The 26,094-nt window shown below is 60.6% G+C and carries 13 protein-coding genes and 1 rRNA gene; 7 read left to right on the top strand and 7 right to left on the bottom strand.

Translation table 11 applies throughout. The features are described from left to right. Positions 1-287: 287 nt before the first annotated feature. The 3 genes from FQ192_RS28550 to FQ192_RS28540 are packed head-to-tail and all read right to left on the bottom strand — an operon-like array spanning position 288 to position 5,196. A complete protein-coding gene (locus FQ192_RS28550) occupies positions 288-1,655 on the bottom strand; it encodes an HlyD family type I secretion periplasmic adaptor subunit (RefSeq protein ID WP_149661519.1) in 1,368 nt (455 codons plus the stop codon). Next, positions 1,645-3,801 carry a type I secretion system permease/ATPase gene (locus FQ192_RS28545; protein WP_149661518.1) on the bottom strand — a complete coding sequence of 719 codons (2,157 nt, stop codon included), beginning with the start codon at positions 3,799-3,801 and terminating at the stop codon, positions 1,645-1,647. Before FQ192_RS28545 ends, FQ192_RS28550 begins: the two co-directional genes overlap by 11 nt. 42 nt (positions 3,802-3,843) lie before the next feature. Next, on the bottom strand, positions 3,844-5,196 hold the full coding sequence (locus FQ192_RS28540; protein ID WP_149661517.1) for a TolC family outer membrane protein: 1,353 nt from the start codon (positions 5,194-5,196) through the stop codon (positions 3,844-3,846). A gap of 359 nt (positions 5,197-5,555) precedes the next feature. Here FQ192_RS28540 and FQ192_RS28535 point away from each other — a divergent pair, with 359 nt between their 5' ends. After that, a complete protein-coding gene (locus tag FQ192_RS28535) occupies positions 5,556-12,914 on the top strand; it encodes a retention module-containing protein (protein ID WP_149661516.1) in 7,359 nt (2,452 codons plus the stop codon). A 148-nt stretch (positions 12,915-13,062) separates the two neighbouring features. Continuing rightward, the gene (locus FQ192_RS28530) at positions 13,063-13,401 is read left to right on the top strand and encodes a hypothetical protein (protein WP_054050336.1); all 339 of its coding nucleotides are present in this window, start codon (positions 13,063-13,065) and stop codon (positions 13,399-13,401) included. A 155-nt stretch (positions 13,402-13,556) separates the two neighbouring features. Here the strand turns inward: FQ192_RS28530 and lapD are convergent, their stop codons facing one another. Both lapD and lapG read right to left on the bottom strand, forming a co-directional pair. After that, on the bottom strand, positions 13,557-15,503 hold the full coding sequence (lapD, locus tag FQ192_RS28525) for a cyclic di-GMP receptor LapD (protein WP_149661515.1): 1,947 nt from the start codon (positions 15,501-15,503) through the stop codon (positions 13,557-13,559). A 14-nt stretch (positions 15,504-15,517) separates the two neighbouring features. Further along, positions 15,518-16,210 (bottom strand): cysteine protease LapG, encoded by a 693-nt coding sequence (gene lapG, locus FQ192_RS28520; protein WP_149661514.1) that lies wholly within the window; start codon positions 16,208-16,210, stop codon positions 15,518-15,520. Between the two features lie 266 nt (positions 16,211-16,476). Here lapG and FQ192_RS28515 point away from each other — a divergent pair, with 266 nt between their 5' ends. From FQ192_RS28515 to FQ192_RS28495, 5 genes are all read left to right on the top strand, one after another. Continuing rightward, positions 16,477-17,178, top strand: coding sequence for a GntR family transcriptional regulator (locus tag FQ192_RS28515; protein WP_149661513.1), 702 nt, complete (start codon positions 16,477-16,479; stop codon positions 17,176-17,178). 763 nt (positions 17,179-17,941) lie between these two features. Then, positions 17,942-18,718, top strand: coding sequence for a DUF3050 domain-containing protein (locus FQ192_RS28510; RefSeq protein WP_149661512.1), 777 nt, complete (start codon positions 17,942-17,944; stop codon positions 18,716-18,718). After that, the gene (locus FQ192_RS28505; RefSeq protein ID WP_149661511.1) at positions 18,715-19,644 is read left to right on the top strand and encodes a diiron oxygenase; all 930 of its coding nucleotides are present in this window, start codon (positions 18,715-18,717) and stop codon (positions 19,642-19,644) included. The genes FQ192_RS28510 and FQ192_RS28505 overlap by 4 nt, the downstream gene beginning before the upstream one ends. A gap of 13 nt (positions 19,645-19,657) precedes the next feature. Further along, positions 19,658-23,068 carry a non-ribosomal peptide synthetase gene (locus FQ192_RS28500; RefSeq protein WP_149661510.1) on the top strand — a complete coding sequence of 1,137 codons (3,411 nt, stop codon included), beginning with the start codon at positions 19,658-19,660 and terminating at the stop codon, positions 23,066-23,068. Positions 23,069-23,090: 22 nt separating this feature from the next. Beyond that, positions 23,091-23,558, top strand: a complete 468-nt coding sequence (locus FQ192_RS28495) for an SRPBCC family protein (RefSeq protein ID WP_149661509.1) — start codon at positions 23,091-23,093, stop codon at positions 23,556-23,558. Between the two features lie 57 nt (positions 23,559-23,615). Here FQ192_RS28495 and FQ192_RS28490 read toward each other — a convergent pair whose 3' ends face one another. Continuing rightward, the gene (locus tag FQ192_RS28490) at positions 23,616-25,496 is read right to left on the bottom strand and encodes a methyl-accepting chemotaxis protein (RefSeq protein ID WP_149661508.1); all 1,881 of its coding nucleotides are present in this window, start codon (positions 25,494-25,496) and stop codon (positions 23,616-23,618) included. A gap of 296 nt (positions 25,497-25,792) precedes the next feature. Beyond that, positions 25,793-25,908: ribosomal RNA gene (rrf, locus tag FQ192_RS28485) — 5S ribosomal RNA — on the bottom strand. Positions 25,909-26,094: the final 186 nt, after the last annotated feature.

Genomic DNA, 26,094 nt, shown 5'->3' with positions numbered 1-26,094 from the left:
GAATTGAAATTTAAATACCGTTAATGAATAACGATATGCCACCGATTGTTCCCACGCCCCGGTGTGGGAACACACCCCGTGACGCTCTGCGTCACGGTGGACGCGGAGCGTCCAGGGCGGCATTCCCACGCAGAGCGTGGGAACGATCAGCAAGTGGTGTTTTTGAGGACGCCTTCGCGGGCAAGCCTCGCGCCTACAGGTCCGCGTCGCACACAAATGATGTGAACGACACAAACCTTGTAGGAGCGAGGCTTGCCCGCGAAGAGGCCATCAGCCCCTGCGAAGATCTACCGCTCGTGCAACGCCTCAGCTCGCGCCCGAATGATCGGCTTGAGCAGATAGCTGAGCACCGTCTTCTTGCCGGTGATGATGTCCACCGACGCCACCATCCCCGGAATGATCAGCAACGGCTTTTCATCGGTCCCGAGGTGACTGCGATCGGTGCGCAGCTTGATGATGTAGTAGGTGGTTTTCTTGTCTTCATCGGTAATGGTGTCAGCACCGATCTGCTCCAGCTTGGCTTTGAGCCCACCGTAGATGGTGTAGTCGTACGCGGTGAATTTCACCGTCGCCTCTTGCCCCGGGTGCAGGAAGGCGATGTCTTGCGGGCGGACTTTGGCTTCCACCAACAAGGTATCGTCCAGCGGCACGATTTCCACCAGGTCGACGCCCGGCTGGATCACGCCGCCAATGGTGTTCACCAGCAATTTGTTGACGATCCCGCGCACTGGCGATGTCACCAGGGTGCGGCTCACGCGATCTTCCAGGGCCTTGCCGGTGGCCTGGGCCTTGTTCAGGTCGGTGCGGGCTTCGTTGAGTTGGGTCAGGGCTTCGCTGCGGAACTTGCCGCGGGTCTCGTCGATCTTGCGCTGCACTTCCTTGATCGCCGATTCGGCGCGGGGAATGGCCAGGGTCGTCGCGTCCAGTTGCCCGCGGGTTTCCACTTCAGCACGTTTGAGCCGCAGCACTTCCACCGGCGATACCGCGCCCTGGGCCACCAGCGGCTCGGACATGTTGATTTCCTGGCGTTGTAACGCCAGGCCATTGCGGTACTGCGACTGCTTGGAGGAGAACTCGCGCAGCTCTTGCTGACGCTGGATCAACTGTTCCTGCAAGCCGCCGATTTCATCGTGCAACTGCTGACGACGGCTGGTGTACAGCGACTCTTCGCTGGCCGCCTGGCCGGGCACAGCTTTGAGCACGTCAGCCGGGAAATTCAGCGGACGGTCATCGACCTCGGCGCTCAGGCGCTCGACCCGCAGCAGCATCGACAGGCGATCCGCCTCGGTTTCGCCAACGTTGGAGGCGAATCGCGTGTCGTCCAGGCGAATCAGCGGCGCGCCAGCCTCGACGATCTGCCCTTCCTTGACGAACAGTTCGGAGACGATCCCGCCCTCAAGGTTCTGGATTTTCTGGATCTTCGACGACGGAATCGCCTTGCCGTCGCCCTTGGTCACTTCGTCGATCACGGCGAAGTTGGCCCACAGCATCAGGAACACGAAGAAGCCGATGATCGCCCAGATGGTCAACCGCACCACACGCGGCGCATCTTCGATCAGTGCTTTGTTCACTTCCGGCAACGGCTGGCCTTGCAGCGAGGCAGAGCCTTTGAAGTAGCGGCGGATAGAGTCCTTGAAACCCGACTTAAGCAACACTGATCTGCCCCTTCTTCAACGCTTCCATCACAACGGCTTTCGGCCCATCGGCGAGAATCTGCCCACGGTCGATCACCAACAGGCGATCCACCAGCGACAGCAGCGACGCCCGGTGCGTCACCAGCACCACGGTTTTGTTTTCAACCACCGCGGCGAGGCGTTGCTTGAGGCGTTCTTCGCCGGTGTTGTCCATGGCACTGGTCGGTTCGTCGAGCAGCAGGATCGGCGGGTTGAGCAGTAGCGCACGCGCCAGGGCCACGTTCTGCCGTTGGCCGCCGGACAGGTTCTGTCCGCGCTCGCCCACTTGCAGTTCATAACCCTGCGGGTGCAGACGGGCGAATTCGTGGACGCCGGCCAATTCGGCGGCTTGCAACACCAGTTCGTCTTCTACATAGCGCGCGCCCGAGACCAAATTGTCCCGCAGCGTACCGGCGAGCAATTGAATGTCCTGAGGCACGTAGCCGATGTTGTGGCGCAGTTCGCTGACGTCGATCTGGCGGATATCAACGCCATCCACCAGCAAGGCACCGTCGTCCGGCTGATAGAGGCCCACCAGCAACTTGGCCAGGGAGCTTTTGCCCGAGCCGCTGCGACCGATGATGCCGATTTTTTCGCCGGGCTTGATGATCAGGTTGATGTTCTTCAGCGCCGGGTTTTGCTGGTTCGGGTAGGTGAAGTTCAGCTGACGGCATTCGATGGCGCCTTGCAGGACCTTGCGGCTCAGCGGGCGCTCTTCGAAGTTGCGCTCTTGGGGCAACTCCATCATCTGGTCCACCGACACCATGGTCACCCGCGCTTGCTGGTAACGGGTCAGCAGGCCGGAAAGCGAGGCCAGCGGGCTCAGCGCACGACCGCTGAGCATGTAGCAGGCGATAAGGCCGCCCATGCTCAAGTTGCCGGCAATGATCTGGTACACGCCGAAGACAATCATGATCACCCCGGCCAGTTGCTGGATCAGCAGGGTGATGTTCATCGCCAGACCGGAGAGCATTTTCACTCGCAGCTCGAGGCGGCTGAGGGTGCCGATGGTCTGTTCCCACTGGTACTGGCGTTCGCTTTCGGCGTTGTTGACCTTCACGGCATCGAGGCCGGCGAGGGTTTCGATCAGGCTCGACTGGCGCTCGGCGGCCAGAGCCATGGTGCGTTCCATGGTCGCTACCAGCGGCTTCTGCAAGGCGTAGCCAATCAGCAGCGCTATCGGGAACGCGAGCACCGGAATCCAAACCAGATGGCCGCCGAGAATGGCGATGACCATGAAGATCAACAGGGTAAACGGCAAATCGATCAGGCTGGTCAGGGTCAGCGAGGCGAGGAAGTCGCGCAGGCTCTGAAACTCATGGATGTTCTGGGCGAAGCTGCCGACCCGGGCCGGGCGGTACTTCATGGCCATGCCGACGATGCGCTCGAACAGCGTGGCCGAGATGATCAGGTCGGTTTTCTTGCCGGCCAGGTCCAGGCACAGACTGCGCAGGCTCTTGAGGATCAGGTCGAACAGGTAGGCGCCAGTGATGCCGATCGCCAGCACCCACAGGGTCGATTCCGCCTGGTTCGGCACCACGCGGTCGTAGACGTTCATCACGAACAGCGGCGCGGCCATGGCGATGATGTTGATCAGGAAACTGGCGGCGATGGCGTCGGCGTACAGCCAGCGCGAACGCTTGAGGGTGTCGCGGAACCACGAACGCGCGCGGGGAATCAGCGTGCCGTGGTTAACGTCAAATTTATGTTGCGGTTGGGCGAAGAAGACTTTGCCGATGTAGTCGTCTGCCAGCAGTTCACGGTTGACGACACTTTCGCCGCCATCGGTTTCGCTGAGCAGCACACGGGCCTGATCGTCGCCCTGCCAGCCAAGCAGCACCGCACTGCGGCCGTCCTTGAGCAGCAACAGCGCCGGCATCGCGATCGCCGGAATATCTTCCAGCTTGCGCTGCAGCACCCGCCCTTGCAGCCCGGCGCGAGCCGCGGCGCGGGGCAGCAACTCGATGCTCAGGCGTTGCTTGGGCAGCGGCAGGCCAGTGGTGAGCATCGCCGCGCTGGCGGGTTTCTGGTGCAGCGTGCACAGGGCCAACAGACCATCCAGTAACGGATCGTCATGCAGCGCGCGTGGATCATGAATGAGTTGAACTCGACTGACTTCTGATTCCACGCTCGGCACTCTTGGCTAACAATTGAACGATAAAGGTCCTGCTCAATTCATACCGGGCAATTGAACCTTTGGCTTCACGTCGTTCTGCACAACGGATGCCAACGGTGCGACCACTCCCTGGCTCTTGAGCAACTCGCCCATGGTCGCCTTGATTCGGAACTGAGTAAATAACTGAGTGTTTTTAATGTCCGCCAGGCGGCGCGAAGCGGTGAACAACTCGTTTTCACTGTCGAGCAAGTCGAGCAAGGTGCGCTGACCCAGGCTGAACTGCTTCTGATAAGCCGTGCGTACCGCGGTGCTGTGATCGACATATTGCTGGGCGATCGGCACCTGGGCGTTGGCGTTGTTCAGGGCGTTCCAGGCCAGGCCCAGTTCTTCGTTCAACACGCGCAAGGCGTTGTTGCGGATGTCCAGCGCCTGGTTCGACAGGTACGACTTGGATTCCAGGTCCGCCTTGTTGCTGCCACCGGCGAACAGGTTGAAGCGCATGCGCAGCATGGCTTGCCACTCGTTGCTGTGGCCATTCTGGCCGTCGACATCGTTGTCGGCAGAGCGGCCCAGTTCGGCATCAAAACGCGGGTAGAACGACGACTTGGCCGCTTCGTACTGTTTTTCCGCCGCAGAAATGTCGGACTCGGCGGAGCGCAGGATCGGGCTGTTTTCCAGCATCTGCGAGCGGGCTTCGTTCAGGTTGGCCGGCAGCAGGGCGAGGAATGGCGCAGGACGCTCAAGCTGATCGGGCATCTGGCCGACAGCGCTGAGGAAGTTGGTCTCGGCGTCGGCCAGGTTGGTCTGTTCGGTGATCAGGTTGTTGCGGGCCTGGGCCATACGGGCTTCGGCCTGGTCCATGTCAGCGCCGCTGCCGACACCCCGGGAGGTGCGCAATTTGATCTGGTCGAAGATGCGCTCGTGGCTCTTGAGGTTGTCTTCGGCCAGGCGCACGAATTCACGACGGGTCAGCACGTCGAGGTAAACCTGGGCCACGGTCAGCGCGGTGCGCTCGGAAGTGCCCAGCAGGGAATAGGCGCGGGAGTTAACGGTGGCTTGTTGACGCCCCACTTCGCTGGACGTCGCAAAACCGTCAAAAACCATTTGCGACAGACGCAAACTTGACTCGCTGCGGTTCAGGGTTTCCCAGTGATTGCTGCCGGTGTCGGCGCGGGTGGTGACGTTATCCGTGCCTTCGCGCCCGTAACCGCCCAGCAGATCGACCCGTGGCAGGTATCCACCTTTGGCGGCCTTTAACTGATAATCCGCGGCCAATCGGCTATTAACCGCTGCCTGGATCTCCGGATGGACGTCCAGCGCTTGTTGCATGGCTTCTGGAAGGCTTTGTGCTTGTACGAAACTGGCGGCAAGGGCGAAGGGTAAGGCTTTGAACAAGTACGAACGCATGAAGAAAATTTCCCAGAACTTCTTGTCTTGAGTCACAGCAAATAGGGGCGCTGCGTCGGATGATGGCAACAGTAATGACCGTATGTCGGAAAGTTCAAAACAGGAACTGGATCACACGCTGTAGGACAGGTCGCCGCTTAAATATCAATGTGACATTACGGGGGCGATTGTTTAGGATGGCACCCATAAGGTCAATAGTTTGGCATAAAGTAAATAGCGAAAAAATATAGCCAAATTGTTGACGGATTACAGCGTCAAGCTTATGCCCTACATTTTTTAAAAGTACGTCCAGACTGCTTTGGCGAGTTCGCCATCAGGTCCATGGAAGTCAACTGAACGTGACACCCGGAGAGTCTTCAATGAGCAGTGTTGTTGCCATCGTCAAAAGCATTGTCGGTCAGGTTTTCGCGGTGTCCCCAGAGGGCGTGCGCCGCGTACTCGTTGAAGGCGATCGACTGCTTGTCGGCGATCAGGTAGACACCGGTGCCGCTGGCGCCGTCACGCTCGAACTGGCCGATGGCCGGACCCTGGACCTGGGCCGCGACACTCAATGGAGTGGCAGCGCTCCGGATTCCAGCACCGACCTGGCAGAAGCCACTGCACAAGCCGCGCCATCGGTTGAAGAACTGCAGCAGGCCATCGCTGCCGGCGCCGACCCGACCACAGACCTCGAAGCCACCGCAGCCGGCCCGACCGCTGCCGGTACAGGCGGCGCGGCCGGTGGCGGCCATAGCTTCGTGATGTTGGACGCCACCGCTGGCCGGGTAGACCCGACCATTGGTTTCCCGACCGCGGGCATCGGCGCTGCCGGAGCGACCACGCAGAACACCATCGGCGGCCAAACCACCAACAACGCCAACATCGTGCAGGCCTCGACCCTGAGCCTGAGCGCCACGCCAACCATCACCGAAGCCGGCGGCGTTCTGGTTTACACCGCGACCCTGACCCAGGCACCGACCAGCGACCTGACCATCACCCTGTCCAACGGCGCGGTGATCGTGATTCAGGCTGGCCAAACCACCGGCACCGTCAACGTGCCGCTGGCGCCGAACGACACCGTCTATAACGACCCGACCCAGATCGACGTGACCGTCACCGGCACCACGGGCGGCGCCGGCATCATCGTGACCCCGCCAACCGTGCCGGCGACGACTCAAGTCACCGACACCATCGACACCACCACCGTCACCCTGACGGCGGGCGGCACCGTGACTGAAGGCGGGCAGATCACCTACACCGCGACCCTGACCAACCCGGCGCAGACGCCGGTTACCGTCACCCTGTCCAACGGCTCGACCATCACCATCGGCGCCGGCCAGACCACCGGCACCGTCAACGTTCCGACGCCCGCCAATGACGTCTACAACAATGGCAGCACCGTCAGCACCACGATCACCAGTGCAACCGGCGGTAACTTCGAACAGTTGTCTCCAAACCCAGCGCCAGCGGTCACGACTATTACCGATTCGGTGGACACCACCAACCTGACCCTCACGGCCACTGGCACCGTCGTCGAGGGCGGCGAGATCACCTACACCGCGACATTGACCAACCCGGCACAAACGCCGGTCACTGTGACCCTGTCCAACGGTTCGACCATCACCATTGGCGCCGGCCAGACCACCGGCAGCGTGAACGTTCCAACGCCAGCCAATGATGTCTACAACAATGGCAGCACCGTCAGCATCACCGTTACCGGCACTACCGGCGGGAATTTTGAGAACCTGGTGCCGAGCAACGTAGCGGCCGTCACCACCATCACCGACTCGATCGACACCACGACCGTAACGCTGACCGCGACCCCGAGTGTTGCGGAGAACGGCACGATCACCTACACCGCGACCCTGACCGACGCCAAAGGCAACCTGGTCACTGCGCACAACGAGCCCGTCACCGTGACGCTGAACAGCGGCAAGGTGATCACCATCGCGGTCGGTGAAAGCTCCGGTAGCCTGCCGGTCACGGCGGACAATGACGTCTATAAAGGTCCGACCACCGTTTCCGAGTCGATCAAGGATGCCTCGGGCGGGAATTTGGAAGCCGTTGCGCCAAACACCACGCCAGCCACTACCATCGTCAGCGACGTGAATGACGCAACGACCGTGACGTTGACCGCCTCACCGACCGTGAATGAAAACGGCACGATCACCTACACCGCGACCCTGACCGATGCCAAAGGCAACCTGGTCACCGCGCACAACGAACCCGTCACCGTCACCCTGAACAGCGGCAAAGTCATCACCATCGCGGTCGGTGAAAGCTCCGGTAGCTTGCCGGTCACGGCGGACAACGACGTCTACAAAGGCCCAACCACCGTTTCCGAGTCGATCAAGGATGCCTCGGGCGGAAATTTGGAAGCCGTCGCGCCGAACACTACGCCTGCGACCACCATCGTCAGCGATGTGAATGACGCAACGACTGTGACGCTCACTGCCTCGCCGACCGTGAATGAAAACGGCACCATCACGTACACCGCGACCCTGACTGATGCCAAAGGCAACCTGGTCACTGCGCACAACGAGCCCGTCACCGTCACCCTGAACAGCGGCAAGGTGATCACCATCGCGGTCGGTGAAAGCTCCGGTAGCTTGCCGGTCACGGCGGACAACGACGTCTACAAAGGTCCGACCACCGTTTCCGAGTCGATCAAGGAAGCAGCCGGTGGCAACCTCGAAGCCGTCGCGCCAAACACGACGCCAGCCACGACCATCGTCAGCGACGTGAATGACGCGACGACCGTGACGCTCACTGCATCGCCGACCGTGAATGAAAACGGCACGATCACCTACACCGCGACCCTGACCGACGCCAAAGGCAATCTCGTCACCGCGCACAACGAGCCCGTGACCGTGACGCTGAACAGCGGCAAGGTGATCACCATCGCTGTGGGTGAAAGCTCCGGCAGCCTGCCGGTCACGGCGGACAATGACGTCTATAAAGGTCCAACCACCGTCTCCGAATCCATCAAGGAAGCGGCCGGTGGCAACCTCGAAGCCGTTGCGCCGAACACTACGCCAGCCACGACCATCGTCAGCGACGTCAATGACGCCACCACGGTAACCCTGACCGCGACCCCAGGCGTTGCCGAGAACGGCACCATCACCTACACCGCGACCCTGACCGATGCCAAAGGCAACCTGGTCACCGCGCACAACGAACCCGTGACCGTCACCCTGAACAGCGGCAAGGTGATCACCATCGCTGTGGGTGAAAGCTCCGGGATCTTGGCCGTGGCGGCCGGCAACGACGTCTACAAAGGCCCGACCACCGTGGCCGAATCCATCAAGGATGCGGCCGGTGGCAACCTCGAAGCCGTTGCGCCGAACAAAACGCCGGTCACCACTACGGTGAATGACGTCAATGACACGACTACCGTGACGTTGACCGCCTCACCGACGGTGAATGAAAACGGCACGATCACCTACACCGCAACCCTGACCGACGCCAAAGGCAACCTGGTCACCGCGCACAACGAGCCTGTGACCGTCACCCTGAACAGCGGCAAGGTGATCACCATTGCCGTCGGTGAAAGCTCCGGCAGCCTGCCGGTCATCGCGGGCAACGACGTCTACAAAGGCCCGACCACCGTGGCCGAATCCATCAAGGATGCGGCTGGTGGCAACCTCGAAGCCGTTGCGCCGAACAAAACGCCGGTCACCACTACGGTGAATGACGTCAATGACACGACTACCGTGACGTTGACCGCCTCGCCAACCGTGAATGAAAACGGCACGATCACCTACACCGCAACCCTGACCGACGCCAAAGGCAACCTGGTCACTGCGCACAACGAGCCGGTGACCGTCACCCTGGACAGCGGCAAGGTGATCACCATCGCCGTTGGCCAGAGCTCCGGCAGCTTGCCAGTCATCGCGGGCAACGATTTCTACATCGGCGCACCGACTGTCACTGACTCGATCAAGAGCGCCAGCGGCGGTAACCTCGAAGCCATCGGCGCGAACAAGTCAGTCGTTTCGACCACTGTCACCGACACCATCGACAAGACCGAAGTCAGCATCACCGGCAGCACCTCGGTGACCGAAGGCCAGACCGCCAGCTACACCGTCAGCCTGACGCACCCGGCGCAAACCGACGTGACGCTGAAAATCGTCTACAGCGGCACCGCCGCCGACGGTTCGGACTTCACCGGTGTGTACACCGTGAAGATCCCGGCCGGCGCCAGCAGCGCCAGCTTCAACGTGGCGACCATTGACGACAAGATCACCGAAGGCACCGAAAACTTCGTGGTCAAGATCGACTCGGCCACCGGCGGCAACTTCGAGAACCTCGCAGTCAGCGCCACCAATGGCAGCGTCAGCACCTCGATCATCGACAACGATGCGCCGCCGGTCATCGACCTGGATGCCAACAACTCCAGCGGTGCCACTGGTGCCAACTACAACGTGACCTTCACCGAAAACACCCCGGGCGCGGGCGTGTCGATTGCCGACACCGACCTGAAAATCACCGACCCGGACAGCACGATGCTGACCGGCGCGACCGTGGTACTGACCAACCGTCAGGACGGCGATGCGCTGAACCTGGGCAACAGCGTCAACGGCATCACCATCAATGCCAACAGCACCAACGGCACGGTGACGCTGACCCTGTCGGGCAACGCGACGCTGGCCGACTACATGCAGGCGATCAAGAACATCAGCTTCACCAACAACAGTGAAGACCCAAGCACCGTGCCGCGGATCATCACCGTGACCGTGACCGATGGCGGTAACTACTCGAACGTCGCAACCACCACCGTCAACGTGGTCGCTGTGAACGATGCGCCGACCGCTGCGCCAGCCAATGTCACCGGTACCGAAGACACCCCGCTGATCCTCGGCTGGTCGACCTTCGGCGTCAGTGATGTCGACAGCCCGGCCGCGAGCCTGGGGGTGAAAATCACCGGCCTGCCGGGCGAAGGCAAGTTGCAGTACCTGAATGGCTCGACCTGGACCGACGTCACCAACAACCAGACCTTCACCAAGGCTGACATTGACGCCGGCAAGCTGCGTTTCACTCCGGACGCTAACGAATCCGGGACCAACGGCTACGGCGGCACCGGCCTGGGTAACAATCAGGCGGACTACGCGCAGATCAAGTTCCAGCCAACCGACGGTCAATTGCTGGGCAACACCGGCACGATCAAAATCGACATCACGCCGGTCGCCGATGCACCGTCCCTGACCGTTGCGGACAACAGCGTCAAATCCACCGGGCTGATCAAGGAAGTCTGGACCGGTCTGTCGGGCCTGGGCACCGACGGCAGCGGCGCGCCGACTGGCACGCTCAAGTCGGTGATCGACGCGGCGGGTACACCGAACTCCAGCACCAACGTGACCAACGTGCAGTCCGACGGCAGTGTCGCAGCGGGTACGGCATCGAAAACTTCCGGCCTGATCTACCTCGAAGCCGGCAAGACCTACACCTTCAGCGGTTCTGGCGATGACAGCCTGCTGGTGACCATTGGCGGCAAGAACGTCGCGTCCGCCCTGTGGGGTGCGGGCGGCAGCTTGAGCGGTTCGTTCACCCCGACCGCCAGCGGCTACTACACCCTCGACATCTACCACCACAACCAGAGCGGCCCAGGCAGCTATGACGTCAACCTGTCGGTCAATGGCGCGACACCGGTCGATCTGAGCAGCGCGGGCGTGCCGTTGTACACCGGCGTGGCGGATCTGGCCGCGTCCGGCGTAACCGTCTCCGACCTGCATGGCACGGGCGGTGAGGGTTACTACGACGGCTACAAACTCAATACCGGTTTCGAAGGCACCAGCGTTCACCTGTCCGCGATAAAGACTGCACTGACCGACACCGACGGCTCCGAAAGCCTGAGCGTTAAAATCAGCGGCATCCCGGCAGGCTCGATCCTCACCGATGGCGCCGGCCACACCTTCACCGCCACCGCGACGGTCGGCGAAGCCAACGTCACCGGCTGGAACCTCGGCACCCTGACCGTGACCCCGCCGCCGTACTACAACGGCCAGTTCAACCTGACCGTGACCTCGACCTCCACCGAGGCCCTGGGCGGTTCGGCCATCAGCACGGCGCAGATCCCGGTCACCGTTTTCCCGGCGACGTACAACGCGATCACTGCCACCTCGGCCAGCGACACCGTCACCGGTACCGACGGCAACGACATCATCGTCGCCGACATCGGCGGCCTGACCGTGGTGCCGGGCACCAACTACAACATCGCCTTCATGGTCGACAGCTCGGGCAGCATGAGCGCGTCGTCGATCAACGCGGCCAAGGACTCGCTGACGTCGGTGTTCAACACCCTCAAGCAGAGCATGGGCGGCAACTCGGGCACCGTGAACATCTTCCTGGTGGACTTCGATACCCAGGTCAACAAGTCGGTGTCGGTCAACCTGAACGACCCGAACGCGCTGGCCTCGCTCAAGGCCGTCCTGAACTCGATGGCGTCGGGCGGCGGCACCAACTACGAGGACGTGTTCAAGACCACGGCCAACTGGTTCCAGAGCGCCGATGCAGTGGCCAACACCGGGGCGAAGAACCTCACGTATTTCATCACCGACGGCAAGCCGACCTACTACCAGAGCGGCGAGCAGACCAACCCGACGCTGTACAGCAACGTGAAACTCGACGACGTGGTGAAAACCAGCAACTACAAACCGGGCGACACGTTCTCCACGACCATCGACAGCACGCACATCCTGAACATCAACAGTGCGGGCGTCGCGACGCTGAAAACCGCCAACTGGTGGGGTGGCTGGGACTCCAGCAACCTCGGCACCGTTCACGCCCAGGGCGATGGCACCTACGAGTTGTCGGCGCTGGCGGGCAGTGGCAGCAGCACCACCCAGACCACCATCGACAACGCCAGCAGCAGCTTCGCGTTGTTGGGTAGCCTGTCGAACGTCGAAGCCATTGGCCTGAACAGCGATGTCACGCTCAACGACCTCAAGCCGTACGACTCGGACAAAACGCCGCAAACCAACATCAACCCCAATGACCTGGCCAACTCGATCATCGGTCACACCGAAGCGACGCTGCCAGGTTCCGACACGGTCAATGGCGGTGACGGCAACGACATCCTGTTCGGCGACCTGGTGAGCTTCAACGGCATCGCCGGCGAGGGTTACCAGGCCATGCAGGCGTTCGTCGCCCAGCAGACCGGCGTGGACGTCAGCAAAGTCACCACCAGCAACGTGCATCAGTTCGTGACCGAGCACTACACCACGTTCGACGTGTCCGGCGCCCACGACGGCAACGACACACTGCTGGGCGGCGCAGGCAATGACATCCTGTTCGGCTCGGGCGGTAACGACCTGCTCGATGGCGGCAAAGGCAATGACATCCTGCTCGGCGGCACCGGTAACGACACGCTGATCGGCGGTTCGGGCAACGACATCCTGATTGGCGGCTCGGGTGCCGACACCTTCGTGTGGAAGGCGGGCGACACCGGCAGCGACGTGATCAAGGACTTCAAGGCCAGCGAAGGTGACCGTATCGACCTGCGCGATCTGTTGCAGGGTGAAACCGGCAGCACCATCGACAACTTCCTGAAGATCTCCACCGTTGACGGCGTGTCGTCGTTGCAGGTCAGCTCGGCCGGCAAGTTCAACTCGGCGGATGCCGCGGCGGCGACGCCGGACGTGACGATCAAACTGGAAGGTAACAACTGGTCTACCGCCAACCTGCACTCGTTGATTGCCGGCAGCGATCCGACCATCAAAGTCGACCACAACAACAGCTGATCCAACGTAAAACGGCCGCCCTTATGGGGCGGCCGTCACGTTTGCGCCTATGTCACCGGTGACGATTTCGTCGCCGCACCGCATACTCGCCACCAGTTGGCCTATGCTGCTGACAGCATGACGCTGGTCCATTTCTGAGGGATGCTCAATGTTTTACGTGCAACGCGATGCGCAAGGCCAATTGGTGCGCGTGGAAGCCGCGGCCTACGCCGAGGCCACGGAAACACTGCCGGCCGACAATCACGAGATTCAGGCCTGGTACGCCAACGAAGTGATGGAAACCAGCCTCAAGCAGCTCAAGCAGAGCGACTTGGAAATGATCCGGGTACTCGACGACTTGATCCAGGTGCTGACCAGCAAAGGCGTGATCCGCGTCACCGACCTGCCGGCCGCCGCCCAGGCCAAGCTGATGGACCGGACCCAGGCCCGGGAAGCGTTGGGTGGGTTGAGCCATTTGATTGATGATGATGAGACGGGGTTGATCTAACCCCGGTCTTTTTAGATCGTTCCCACGCTCTGCGTGGGAATGCAGCCCGTGACGCTCTGCGTCACAACGGTGCCAGGCGCAATGCCGGCAGTGAGGCTGGAACGCGGAGCGTCCCTGGAGGCATTCCCACGCAGAGCGCGGGAACGATCAGCGGGTTACTTCCAGGGCTTGGGCTCACCAAACAACTGCCCCTGAACCCCATACAACCCCATCTCGCGAATCACCGACAGCTCCCCCTCTGTCTCGACCCGCTCGGCGATCAACGGCAAATCAATGCTGTGCGCCGCCCGCTGGATCGCCTCGATGAACAGACGCTTGTCACTTTCCTGGTCAATCGCCCGAATGTAGCTGCCATCGATCTTCAGATACGCCAACCCCAGCCGTGCCAGGTTGCCGATCATGCTGAACCGCCCGCCAAACCGTTGCAGGCTCAGGGAGAAGCCCAGCTCGCGCAGACGCCGGGTCAGTTGTTCCAGCACCGCTTGTTCGGGCAATTGCTCTTCGCCGATTTCCAGGGTCAGGCGCTCACCCTGGTTCGAGTGCTGACGCAAGATCTCGAAGACTCGATTCAACGCCTGCGGATCCGCCAGGGTCGCCGACGACAGGTTCAGCGCCAGGGACTCTTCATGCCCGGCCATTTGCTCCAGCACCAATTCCAGCATCAGCCGATCCAGCCGCGCGGTCCAGCCAAAGCGCTCCAGCCACGGCAGAAAGCGTCCGGCGGGGATGGTCTGACCCTGATCATCGATCAAGCGCGACAACACCTTGTAATGCAGCACCAGTGTGGTGTCTTGTGCCGCCACCACCGGTTGGAAGTACAACTCGAAGCGCTGCTGATTCAGCGCCACATCCAGCAAATTGTGCCAGGCATGATGGTCGTCGCCGACACTGGCCGAGGCGCTGTGGTCCAGGCACGCCCAGCTCGATTCGCCCTGGCCTTCGGCCTGCGCCAACGCCTGATCCGCCAGGCCGAGCACCGCTTGCGGCGAGTCGCCATGAACAAACGGCGCCAACCCGATGGACGCCACCGACGCCACATCGGTGGCACCGGTCGCGTGCAAACTGGCCAATGCACTGTCGAGGTTCTGTGCCAGTTGCAGCGCTTCTTCGCGCACCAGGCCCGGCGCCAGCACGGCAAATTCGCCGCCGCGAATCCGCGTCACGAGGTTCTGGGTTTCCGGGTATTTGGCGCACTCGCGGGATAATTGCTCGCCCACCGCTTTCAATAAATCATCGGTGCGTTGACCGCCCAGGCGCTGGTTCAAACCGGCCAGGTCCTTGACTCGCAACAGCAACAGATAACCGGAACTGGCCTGCTCCGGGTTGCTCACCCGGGCGTTCAATTGCATTTCGAAATAGCGCCGGTTGGCGAGGCCGGTGAGGTTGTCCTGATACGACTCGACCCGCAGTTTTTCGCTGCGCTCGGCCTGCTCCTGGAACAGCGCCTTGAGCTTCTCGACCATCTGGTTCATCGCCTGCACTACCCGGCGCAGTTCCGGGGTGCGCGGCAGTTCCGGCAGGCTGAGGAACTCGCGACGGGCGATGGCGTGGGATTGCTGGACCATGTAGTCCAGCGGTTTCAATTGCCGACGCAACAGCAGCGCGCCCAACACCGCACTCACCGCGCCGCAGATCAGCAACCAGCCGAGACTACCGAGCGCGCTCTGCCACAACTTGGCCAGGGCGAACATCGGGTGGCTGACCACCTCGACCCGCGCCGCTTGTTCCCAACCCCGGCTGACCAGTGCATCACCACCGGCCGGCTCCAGGCCGATCATTTTGACGAACCAGTCCGGCACGTTGTTCACCGCCGGAATGCCGCTGCGCTCGACGATGGTTTGATCCGTCTTGAGGTCGACCACGCGGATGCTCGCGTAGTAGCCGCTGTCGAAGATCGAACTGACCAGCAACTCGACCATCGCCGGGTCATCAATATTGGGCGTCAGGGACAATGCGAGCGCCGTGGCGGCGTCCTGGGCGTGGGAGCGCAACTGGTTGACGTACTGGGTGCGCGAGCTCTCCAGGCTGACCATGAAGCTGCCAGTGAAGGCGACCACAAGGAACAGGCAGATAGCGATCAACAGCTGTTTGAACAAAGACATCTGAGCGCGTGCTCCTAGTTAGTCGTCTCGACCGGAAATCCTTCGGCCTGCATTTTCTTCAACACATCCTGCCAACGGGACAGGCGCTTGGTGTCGCCGACTTTCTTGTTGCCCTTGGCGCCGGGCAGGTACAAGCCTTCGGCATTGAAAGAGTAGACCGGCAGCAAATCGGTTCGCTGGCTGGCGGGTTTGATCTCGTTGATCAGACTGTCGAGCACCAGCGGCATCGCCTCGGGCGTCGAATAGTAGGTCAATACCATGTGCGCCCGATTCAGGCGCAACGCCTTGACGTAGGTGATGCGCAGTTTGTCACTGGACACCCCGAGATGGCGCAGGCTGAAGTATTTGGCGATGGCGTAGTCTTCGCAGTCGCCGGCGCCTTTCCACAAGGCTTCGATCGGGGTTTCCCAATAGTCGACTTCGTGCCACAGGTCGATGTCTTCTTCGTAGCGCATCTGTTTATTGAAGAACTGGTTCACCACGTTGAGCTTTTCCATCTCGCCGACCTGCTTCTGGGTCGCCAGCAAACGCTGCCAGGCATCGATGCGTTGCTGCCCCTCGCCCAACGGCCCGTAAATGGCCTGAGCGCGATGGCTGATCAGGGAAAAATCCCAGTCGGCATGCAACCCGCCCAGCATGACGCCGGCCAGCAGCAGCGCGCAGCACAGCCAGCGCATCATCCGAGGGATCGCGAAACGTACCGCCAATGCAAGGCATCCAGGGTAGGCAGGTGGGAATCGGTTGATGGTGAAGCTTAGCTCGATAAAAGACAATGGCACGGTGCAATCACTGTTGCCACGCTAGACTTGATATGTGGCTGATCATAAAAAGATTGCCGCGCAAGACAGATCCTACAAAGTGACGGGCGTGAGGTATTGTTGCAGCGTTCTTTTACAAGGTTTGACAACGTGTATAACAGTCACTAGTGTCCATTGGATCCAATAACAACTTCAGTCATTCAGGGTGCGTAGTAGTGACACAGAAGCCCAATCCGTTAAACAGCATCAAGGTCAACGGGCCGATACCCGCTCATCTGGCGCGTTCGGTTATTGAAGAAACCCTGCGCTCGGCCATTCTCGACGGGCGCATCCCGTGCGGTACCGCCCTGCGCCAGCAAGACCTGGCCGACCTGTTCGGTGTCAGCCGCATGCCGGTGCGCGAAGCGTTGCGCCAGCTCGAGGCGCAAGCGTTGCTCAATGTGGTCGCCCACAAAGGCGCCGTGGTCGCCGCGCTGGTTCAGGGCGACGCCGCTGAAACCTATGAACTGCGCATCCTGCTTGAATCCGAAGCACTGCGCCGCTCGATTCCCTTGCTTGAAGCCGCCGATTTCGAACTGGCTGCCCGCTACATCGACGAATTGGAAACCGAGCACAACTACACCGAGCTCGGTCGGCTCAATCGGCTGTTTCACATGACCTTGTACAACAAGGCACCCAATCGCCGGTTATTGCGCCTGGTGGAAGACGGGTTGAACGAAGAAGAGCGCTTCCTGCGCTTCAACCTCGAAGCGATGGGCCTGGGCAAGCTGTCCCAGGAAGATCACCGGGACCTGTTGCGAGCCGTCGAAGACCGGGACACCGAACGCGCGGTAAAACTGCTGGAGCATCACCTCAATCGCGGTGTCGAGGTCATCACCCAATACCTCGCCAGCTCTGTCGCCCAGAAAAAACCTTGAAGTAGTACGACACCCCGCGCGCGGGCGAGCCATTGCGCTCGCCTTGCCTGGCTGATACCCGTCCTGGGTTACTCGGCGAATAGCTTTCTTACAAATCCCCTGTTCACTTATCTCTGATCGCCCGTGCGATGCCGTTCCTGCCAGTCCTGAGTCCCGCCTGCAACGCCCCCTTCCAGCTCGATAAATGCAGTCATCGAATGACGCACCAACGATAGCGGCTGCCGCCATTTACGCTCACTCTTGGGCCTGCCAACCCAACAATGACGGATGACGCGCCGCAGCCACGGCGCAGTCAACGCACCAAGAACCTACGGAAGGAGTCTTGCCACGGGAAAGGAAGTCAACGGCGTACTCCCGGCCAACTTCCATCCCCTCAGATCACACCAACGATTGCAGTTTTAAAGTTGCTCTGAGTGAGGCATTCACTCTCTTATTCGATTCTGACTTATATAAGCCGGAAGGAGCAACTTCATCCAAATAAAACTTGAGCCAGAAGTTTTATCGGAACTTGTCGCGCCCGCGAAAGTTGAACTTTCAAATAATATAAAAATAACTTGCCGGGAACTTTATTGATGTATTAGTTTTTCTCCGCCGACATTGGATCCAGGCGCAAGCCAGATTCCACAAGGCCCGCAAAGACTGTTTCATTACTTAAACACATCAATTCGATTGAGGCCCGCGCTCGCCAACAGAAAACATTAACCCACTGTCGCTTATTGATTACGTCCCACTTTGGTATTCCCACTAACTTATAGGCTCGCCCATGAAACCGACTAAAGACCGTCTCAATCAAAAGAAAGCAGAACTTAGCGCCCACCCGATTTTTGGCGAAATACATTCGCTTTCCATCCTGCAGCGCTTTATGGAAACCCACGTCTTTGCGGTCTGGGATTTCATGTCGCTGACCAAGCGCCTGCAACAGGAACTGACCTGCGTTCAACTGCCCTGGCTGCCGCCGCGAGATCCGCAGGCAGCGCGACTGATCAACGAGATTGTGCTCGGCGAAGAGTCCGATGATCGTCCCGCCAATGGTCACTACAGCCATTTCGAGTTGTACCTGGATGCGATGCGCGAAGTCGGTGCAAGTACCGCGGCGGTGGAACGTTTCGTGGCGCTGCAGAAGGAAGGCGTGAGCTACGACGTGGCCCTGCAAAGCGTGGACGTCGACCCCGCCGCCGCACAGTTTGTGCGCGACACCTTGCACACCGCGCTGCATGCCCCCGGCCATAGTGTGGCTGCCGCGTTTTTGCATGGTCGCGAGAGTGTGATCCCGCAGATGTTCCAGCGGATTCTCGACGACTGGGGCATTGGCATCGAACAGGCGCCGACCTTCCGTTACTACCTGGAACGCCACATCGAAGTCGACTCCGAAGACCACGGCCCCGCAGCGGAAAAACTCCTCGCCCGGCTGATCGATGGCGACCCGCAACGCCAGGAAGACGTGTACGCCAGCGCCATCGCCGCCGTGGAAAGCCGCATCGCCCTGTGGGATGGCTTGCGCGTCAGCATGAGTGAATCCGTCGGTGAGGTGAGCGCATGAACGCTGCCGACTACCAATCCTTCGCCGACGCCTGGGAAAGCCGCGCCACCATCCGCACCCGCCCTCGGCGCGTGCTGGAGAACGACACCAGGCTGATCTATCCGTTGAGCCGCCAACCCTTGGTGCTGAGCGAAACCTTCCTGCGCGAATGCCCGGAACAACGGGACTTCGCCCTGGTGCAGACGCTCTACAAGTTCATCAACGACGTGGTGATTTTCGAAACCGAGATCGTCGACAAGACTGCCCGCAGCATCGCCAAGAATCGCTTCACCGTGGCCTTCCCGTTCGCCTGCCGCTACGACGCCATGACTGTGGTGATAGACGAGGATTACCACGCGTTGGTGGCGATGGATTTCATGCAGCAAACCGTGGCGATGACCGGCATCACGCCGATCGAGTTGCCGGATGAAATCGAGCTGAGCCGGGCGATTCCGGCCGCGGTGGCCCTGGCCCCGGAACACCTGCGCAGCGCCGTGGAACTGATCTGCGTGGCCATCGCCGAGAACACCGTGACGGGTGACGTGGCGGCGTTCGCCAAGGACGACACGGTCAAGCAGTCGATCAAGGGGCTGATGGCCGATCACTTGCTGGACGAGGGTCGCCACTCGAGTTTTTGGGCGCGTCTGGTGCGCATCTACTGGCACACCGCGAGCGAAGCCGACCGCCAGTGCATCGCCCGGATCCTGCCGGTGTTCATCGCCCATTACCTGACCAACGACCTTCAGAAGTCCTTCGACTTTCGCCTGATTGAGTCCTTGCAGATCAGTGACGCCGCGCGCCGGGCACTCAAGAGCGAAGTCTCGGGGCTGGCCTTCCCGATCAATCGCCATCACCCGCTGGTCGCCAACATCGTGCGGTTCTTCCGCAGCAGTTCGCTGCTCGATTCGCCGTGCGTTCAAGAAGCCTTGAGCGACTACCTGGTTTAACGAGGAGAACATCATGAGACGTCTCGACATTGTGCTTATAGGGCAGAGCCAGGCCTTGACCGACCTGGCGCTGGAGCTCGAACTACATGGACATTCACTGGTACGCCTGACGGATGTCGGCGAGCCAGGGTTGGGCAGCGTCGATTTGGTGATCGACGATGCCAGCCTGGCCTTTCCCGACTTCGGTGAAGTGCCGCGATTGACGTTGCAGCTGGGTGTTGGTGAGGCTTCGGGCCTGCCAACTCTGGACCTGCTGTGCACCTACGGCAGGACGCTGTTCACACGCGTACCGATTGCCGAGGAACCTTCCGGTAACGGACAGGCGTTGCGTCTGCGCGCGGTGGCGGATCTGGTGGACCACGTGGCACTGCTGGTCAGCCGTTTTTCCCGGGATACCGAGTATTTTCAATTCGCCGAAACGACGGCGCCCGCGCACTTCGAACGCGTGGAAAACCTGCTGTTTCTGGAGCACTTGGCCTTCGTCCACCAACTCAATCTCACGGCGAATCCCGAGCTGCTGCAACGGGGCCAGATCCCGATGATCGAGCGGCTTGAACAGCGCTTTATCCACTGCGCCGAACGCCCCGCGCTGAACATCGCCGGCACCTCGCTCAGCTATCGTCAATTGCATGCCCATAGCCGTGCGATCCAGCAGCGTTTGCAGCCGTTGCTCGATCAACATCAAGGGTCGTTGGTGGTGGGTATCTGCCTGCCGAAAAGCAGCGCGTTGTACGCGGGGATCCTGGCGATTCTGGGCAGCGGTGCGGTGTACCTGCCGCTGGAGCCGAGCCATCCGCTGCAACGTCAGCAATACATCCTGGAAAACGCCGGGGCAGTGTTGCTGCTGCATGATGGCGAGCATCCCCTGACGGGTCAGGTGCCAGGCCTGGACATCAGCCGTATCGACATCGCTGACGCGGATCTCGATCAACCGTTGATGCGTCGACGCCCCGTCCTCGATGCGCCCTGCATGGCGCTTTACACCTCGGGCACCACCGGGCACCCGAAAGGCGTGTTGCTCAGCCAGGCCAATCTCGCGCACTTCACCGCGTGGTACGCCGACTACGTGCAGCTGACGGAACAGAGTCGAGTGCTGCAGTTCTCGTCGCTGAGTTTCGACTCGTCGCTGATCGATATTTTCCCGACGCTGCTGCAGGGCGCCGAGCTGATCGTGCCCAGCGATGATCAACGCCGTGATCCGTTGCAACTGGTTGAACTGATCCGTCATCAGCAACTGAGCCACGCCTTCCTGCCGCCGGCGCTGTTGAGCATTCTGCCGCTGGATCAGTTGCAGGTGCTGGATCATGTCATGACGGGCGGCGACGTCTGCGAACCCTACGTCATCGAGCAACTGACCCGCCAGGGCAACCTCCACAACCTCTACGGCCCGACCGAAGCCACGGTGCTGATCACCGCGCGGCAACTACGGCCCGGCGACAACAACCGCACCCTCGGCGGCCCGATTGCCAACAGTCAGGTGCTGATTCTCGATGAGGATTTTCAACCCGTCGCCGAACAGACCGTCGGTGAGTTGTACATCGTCGGCCCGGGCGTGTGCCTGGGTTACCTGAACAACCCGCAGCAGACCGCCGAACGTTATCTGGACCTGAGCCTGCCGACCGGTGAAAGCCTGCGCGCCTACCGCACCGGCGACATGGCGAAGTGGACGGGCGACGGTATCGAGCTGTGTGGGCGGCGGGACAATCAGGTGAAGATCCGCGGCTTCCGGGTCGAGCCGGAAGAGATCGAACGCTGCCTGCGCGACAGTCAGTTGTACCGGCAGGTGGCGGTGGTCATCGACAGCCAGCGGCGGATCCTGGCGTTCCTCGCCCAGCCCCAGGAGGACCAGCCCGGCGTCGCCCGCGAAGCGTTGAAGGCCCACGCCGTGCAGTTCCTGCCGGACTACATGCAACCGGTTGCCTGGACCGAACTGGCGAGCATGCCATTCGCCAGCAACGGCAAGGTTGATCGCAAGGCGCTGCTGGCGCTGCCGGTGACCGTGTTGGAGAACAGTGCGCGTCGGTTGCCGGCCAGTGCCGATGAAGCGTTGCTGCTGGAGATCTGGGCCGAGTTGCTGGAGCTGCCGGCCAGCGACATATCCACCGACGAAAGCTTCTTCAATCTCGGCGGCCACTCGATCCTGCTGTCGCGCATGTTGTTGCGTTTGCGTGAGGAGTTCGGGCGCAGCATTTCGATCAACCGCTTTATCGAGTTGCCGACGATTGCGAAGTTGGCGACGTTGGTGCGCGGCTCGGGCACCGAAGAAGTGTTGAGCGAACAAGCGATGGCCGACGCCTTCCGCGAGCTGGATATCCAGCCGTTGCCAGTCAGCCGCATGGGCGATGTGCATAAGGTGATCGTCACCGGCGCCAACAGTTTTGTCGGCGTGCACATCGTCGAGGCGTTGCTGGCCTGGGGCGCCACTGAAGTTGCTTGCCTGGTGCGCGATGGCGGTGGGCAATCGGCGGCCGAGCGCTTCGCCCAGGCATTGCGCGAGAACCGGTTGGAGCATCTGGACCTGCATCGGGTGCGGGTTTACGCGGCGGACATCACGCGTCCGTTGCTGGGGCTTACGCAGGACGTCTACGAGCGCCTGGATCGAGAGTTCGGCGCACTGGTGCACAACGCGGCCAACGTCAATCACGTGCTCGATTACGAGTCGCTGGCGCGGGACAACGTCGAGCCGATTTTCGAGTGCCTGCGTTTGTGTGAAGGGCGCAGCAAGAAGATCTTCAACTTCGTCTCGACGCTCTCGGCCTCCAGCACGATTTCTGACGATGGCCGGGTGCTGGAATTGCCCGCCGCGCAAACGCCACCGATCTACATCAAGAACGGCTACAACCTGTCGAAGTGGGTGGGCGAGCGGATCCTGGAGCGGGCGCGCGGGCGCGGTGTGCGGGTCAACCTGTATCGCCCCGGCAACATAAGTTTCAACAGCCTTACCGGCGTCTGCCAGCCGCACAAGAATCGCTTGATGCTGATGCTCAAGGGTTCGATCCAGCTCGGCCAGGTGCCGGAGTTCTCCCTGAACTTCGACCTGATGCCGGTGGACTTCCTCGCTCGCTTCATCGCCTTCCATGCCAGCCGTTATCAGCCGGAACACGCTGTGTTCAACCTGCACAACCCCGAACCGCTGAGCTGGGATGCCTACGTGGATTCGTTTCGCCAGGCCGGTCGGGAGTTCTCGATGGTCAGCGTCGCCGACTGGCAGCAGCAACTGGGCCGAGTGGATAGCGAAAACGCGCTGTTCGGTGTGTTGGGGTTCTACCTCAACGGCTTTGAAGAAGACATCGGCGACATCTCGATGATCGGCCACGACAACGCTCAGGCCGGTGTCCGGCAGATGGGCGCGCACTACCCGCAAAAGTCCCCGGCGCTGCTGCGTCGCGGCTGCGATTACCTCAAAGAAATCAACTTCATCTGAACCACCCCACTGGAGCAAGACCATGAAAACCCTGCAACCCGATACCCTGATCCAAAACCCACACGGCTGCCACGTGGCGTCTTCGGTGGAAGTGCCGGCGGACGCTTCAAAAGTCTGGGCGGTGGTCGGCGACTTTGCCGGCTTCGATAAATTCATCCCCGCGCTGTCGCACATCGAGATGACCGGCGAAGGCGTGTCGTCCCTGCGCAAGAAAGTCTTCAAGGACGGCAATCTGGTGGTCGAGCAACTCAACTCCCGGGACGACCAGGCGCTGAGCATGACCTGGACGACCATCTACAACACGCTGGGCGTAGCCAACTTGTGGGCGGCGATGAACGTGGAATCCCTGGGGGTAGGCAAGTCCCGGGCGACCTGGACCATCATCGCCGAACCGGCCCAGGGTGGCGCCGAGGCGCTGCCGGGGTTCCAGGACTTCGTGCAGGGGTTTGCCGATGACGCGATGAACAATGTGCTGAAGCTGTTTGCGTAAGGCATGAAAAAGCCCGCTGTGGAGGTGATCCGCAGCGGGCTTTTGTACATCGTTGGATCAGATTTTGAAGCTGTCGACCAATTGCTTCAAACGGTTGGCTTGCAACGACAGCGCATCACAATCCTTCAACGTTTCATTGAGGTTGGCCACGCTTTGCTGGTTCAACAGATTGATCTGGTTGACGTCGACGTTGAGGGTTTCCACCACCGCGGTCTGCTCTTCGGTCGCCGCGGCAACCGATTGGTTCATGCCGTCGATCTCGCCGATGCGCTGGGTCACGCTGACCAGACGCAAACCGGCCTGGTTCGCCACTTCAACGCTCTCTTCACTGGAGACCTGGCTGGCGTTCATGGTGGTCACCGCTTCGCGCGAACCGATCTGCAGCGAGGTGATCATCTTGTGGATTTCTTCTGCCGATTCCTGGGTGCGATGGGCGAGGTTACGCACTTCGTCCGCCACCACCGCAAAACCACGACCGGCTTCACCGGCACGGGCCGCTTCGATGGCCGCGTTCAGGGCCAGCAGGTTGGTCTGCTGGGAGATGCCTTTGATCACATCCAGAATGTGCCCGATGTTGTCGGTGCTGGCATTCAGGGTTTCGATCTGGGTGCAGGACAGGCTGATTTTCTGCGACAGCTCGGTCATGGCCAGAATGGTTTTCTCCACCACCTGACGACCGTCGTCGGCCTGCTCGCTCGCGCCGCTGGCGTGCTGCGAAGCATCGGCGGCGTTGCGCGCAATTTCCTGAGTCGCGGCGCCAAGCTCGTTGATCGCGGCGGCCACACTGTTGGTGCGGGCGCTTTGTTCATCGGAACCGATGATCGAGGCGTTGGACGAGGCCATTACGCGTTGCGACAGGTCGTGGACCTGACGGGTCGCCGAGGATACTTCGGAAATCGACGCGTGAATCCGTTCTACAAACTGGTTGAACGCACCGCCCAGCTCGCCGAATTCGTCTTTGCTTTCCACGGCCAGGCGGCGGGTCAGGTCACCTTCGCCCTGGGCGATGTCTTTCATCGCACGGCCCATAGTGGTCAGCGGGCGCATCAATACGTTGATCAGCAGGCTCAGCAGCACGGCAATGGCGCTCACGGCGATAAACATCGCGATGAGTGCCGAGGTACGGAATTGGCTCAGTGGTGCGTAGGCCTTGTCCTTATCGATCGACAGACCGATGTACCACTCGGCATTCGGCAAGCCACTCACCGGGGTGAACGAGAGGATGCGGTCCTGCTTGTTCAGGGTGACGTCCTGATTACCCTTCTCGATGCGTACGCTGGAACCTGGGTAGATGTCTTTGAGGTTCTTCATCACCTGATCTTTGTCCGGGCTGACGATCACCTGACCGTCGGCGCTGACCAGGAATGCGTGGCCGATACCACCGAAGTCCACCGAGTTGATGATCTTCACCAGGGTTTCCAGGCTCAGGTCACCGCCGACAACGCCGAGCAGTTCGCCGTTCTTTTTCACCGGCATGGCGATGGTGACAACGAGGCCACCGACCGCGGCCATGTAAGGCGGGGTCAGCATGGTCTTGTCGGCAGCGACGGCCTGTTTGTACCAGGGACGCTGACGTGGGTCGTAGCCATCCGGCATCTTCGCGTCAGGCCGCTGGGTGAATACACCGTTGGCCTGGCCGACGTAGGTGAACTGGAAGTTCGAGGTGAAGGCGGGTTGATCCACCAGTCCTGGCAGATCGGCATTCGCCCCTTGGTGAGCAACGTTCTGCGCCAGGTTCTCCAATACCAGCACGCGGCCGCTCATCCAGTTCTGAACGCTGCTGGCGGTCAAGTCGCCCGCTTGCTGCACGGAGGATTCGAGATTCTGCCGGATGGTGTTTCGCTGCAAATAGTCGTTGTACAAAGTGAACAACGCGAAAGCCAGCACCACGACGCCTGAAGCGGCCAGCAGGATTTTATGGCTGAACTTGAGATTCATTTCATGGGACTTCTTATGCAAAAAGTGGGGATGCGTTCCGGATTGCAACATTCCATGTAACAGCGCAGGCAGCTTTCTGAGGCCGCTCTACTTTGGTGCACGCATGTCTCACCAGTTTTTCGGCACGAGTAGGAGAAATCTTAGGGGTTTGTATGAAATGGATGACATTCACGCCAGTTTCCCGCCGAACGGTGTACTTGAGCGTCTGGATCGGCATTGCTGGCGCTTGAGATTTTGTCGGCACCAAAACGACAAAACCCCTGTCTGCGTTAGCAGACAGGGGTTTCGGAATTCAATCTTGACGATGACCTACTCTCACATGGGGAAACCCCACACTACCATCGGCGATGCATCGTTTCACTGCTGAGTTCGGGATGGGATCAGGTGGTTCCAATGCTCTATGGTCGTCAAGAAATTCTGTGACCAGCCCGTTACCGCAGCAACGTGCCAGCAAAAAAGGTGACTTCTACTAAAACAAAACCCCTACCTGCATACGCAGATAGGGGTTTCGGAATTTAATCTTGACGATGACCTACTCTCACATGGGGAAACCCCACACTACCATCGGCGATGCATCGTTTCACTGCTGAGTTCGGGA

It is taken from the genome of Pseudomonas sp. ANT_J12 (genome assembly GCF_008370045.1).
Taxonomy (GTDB): Bacteria; Pseudomonadota; Gammaproteobacteria; order Pseudomonadales; family Pseudomonadaceae; genus Aquipseudomonas.
This window is presented reverse-complemented; position numbering and strand designations above follow the sequence as displayed.

Excerpts from the sequence above, each read along its gene's own strand:
- FQ192_RS28500 (WP_149661510.1), top strand. The coding sequence starts at position 19,658 with ATGAGACGTCTCGACATTGTGCTTATAGGGCAGAGCCAGGCCTTGACC.
- FQ192_RS28505 (WP_149661511.1), top strand. The coding sequence starts at position 18,715 with ATGAACGCTGCCGACTACCAATCCTTCGCCGACGCCTGGGAAAGCCGC.
- FQ192_RS28495 (WP_149661509.1), top strand. The coding sequence starts at position 23,091 with ATGAAAACCCTGCAACCCGATACCCTGATCCAAAACCCACACGGCTGC.
- FQ192_RS28535 (WP_149661516.1), top strand. The coding sequence starts at position 5,556 with ATGAGCAGTGTTGTTGCCATCGTCAAAAGCATTGTCGGTCAGGTTTTC.
- FQ192_RS28490 (WP_149661508.1), bottom strand. The coding sequence starts at position 25,496 with ATGAATCTCAAGTTCAGCCATAAAATCCTGCTGGCCGCTTCAGGCGTC.
- lapD (WP_149661515.1), bottom strand. The coding sequence starts at position 15,503 with ATGTCTTTGTTCAAACAGCTGTTGATCGCTATCTGCCTGTTCCTTGTG.
- FQ192_RS28510 (WP_149661512.1), top strand. The coding sequence starts at position 17,942 with ATGAAACCGACTAAAGACCGTCTCAATCAAAAGAAAGCAGAACTTAGC.
- FQ192_RS28540 (WP_149661517.1), bottom strand. The coding sequence starts at position 5,196 with ATGCGTTCGTACTTGTTCAAAGCCTTACCCTTCGCCCTTGCCGCCAGT.
- FQ192_RS28530 (WP_054050336.1), top strand. The coding sequence starts at position 13,063 with ATGTTTTACGTGCAACGCGATGCGCAAGGCCAATTGGTGCGCGTGGAA.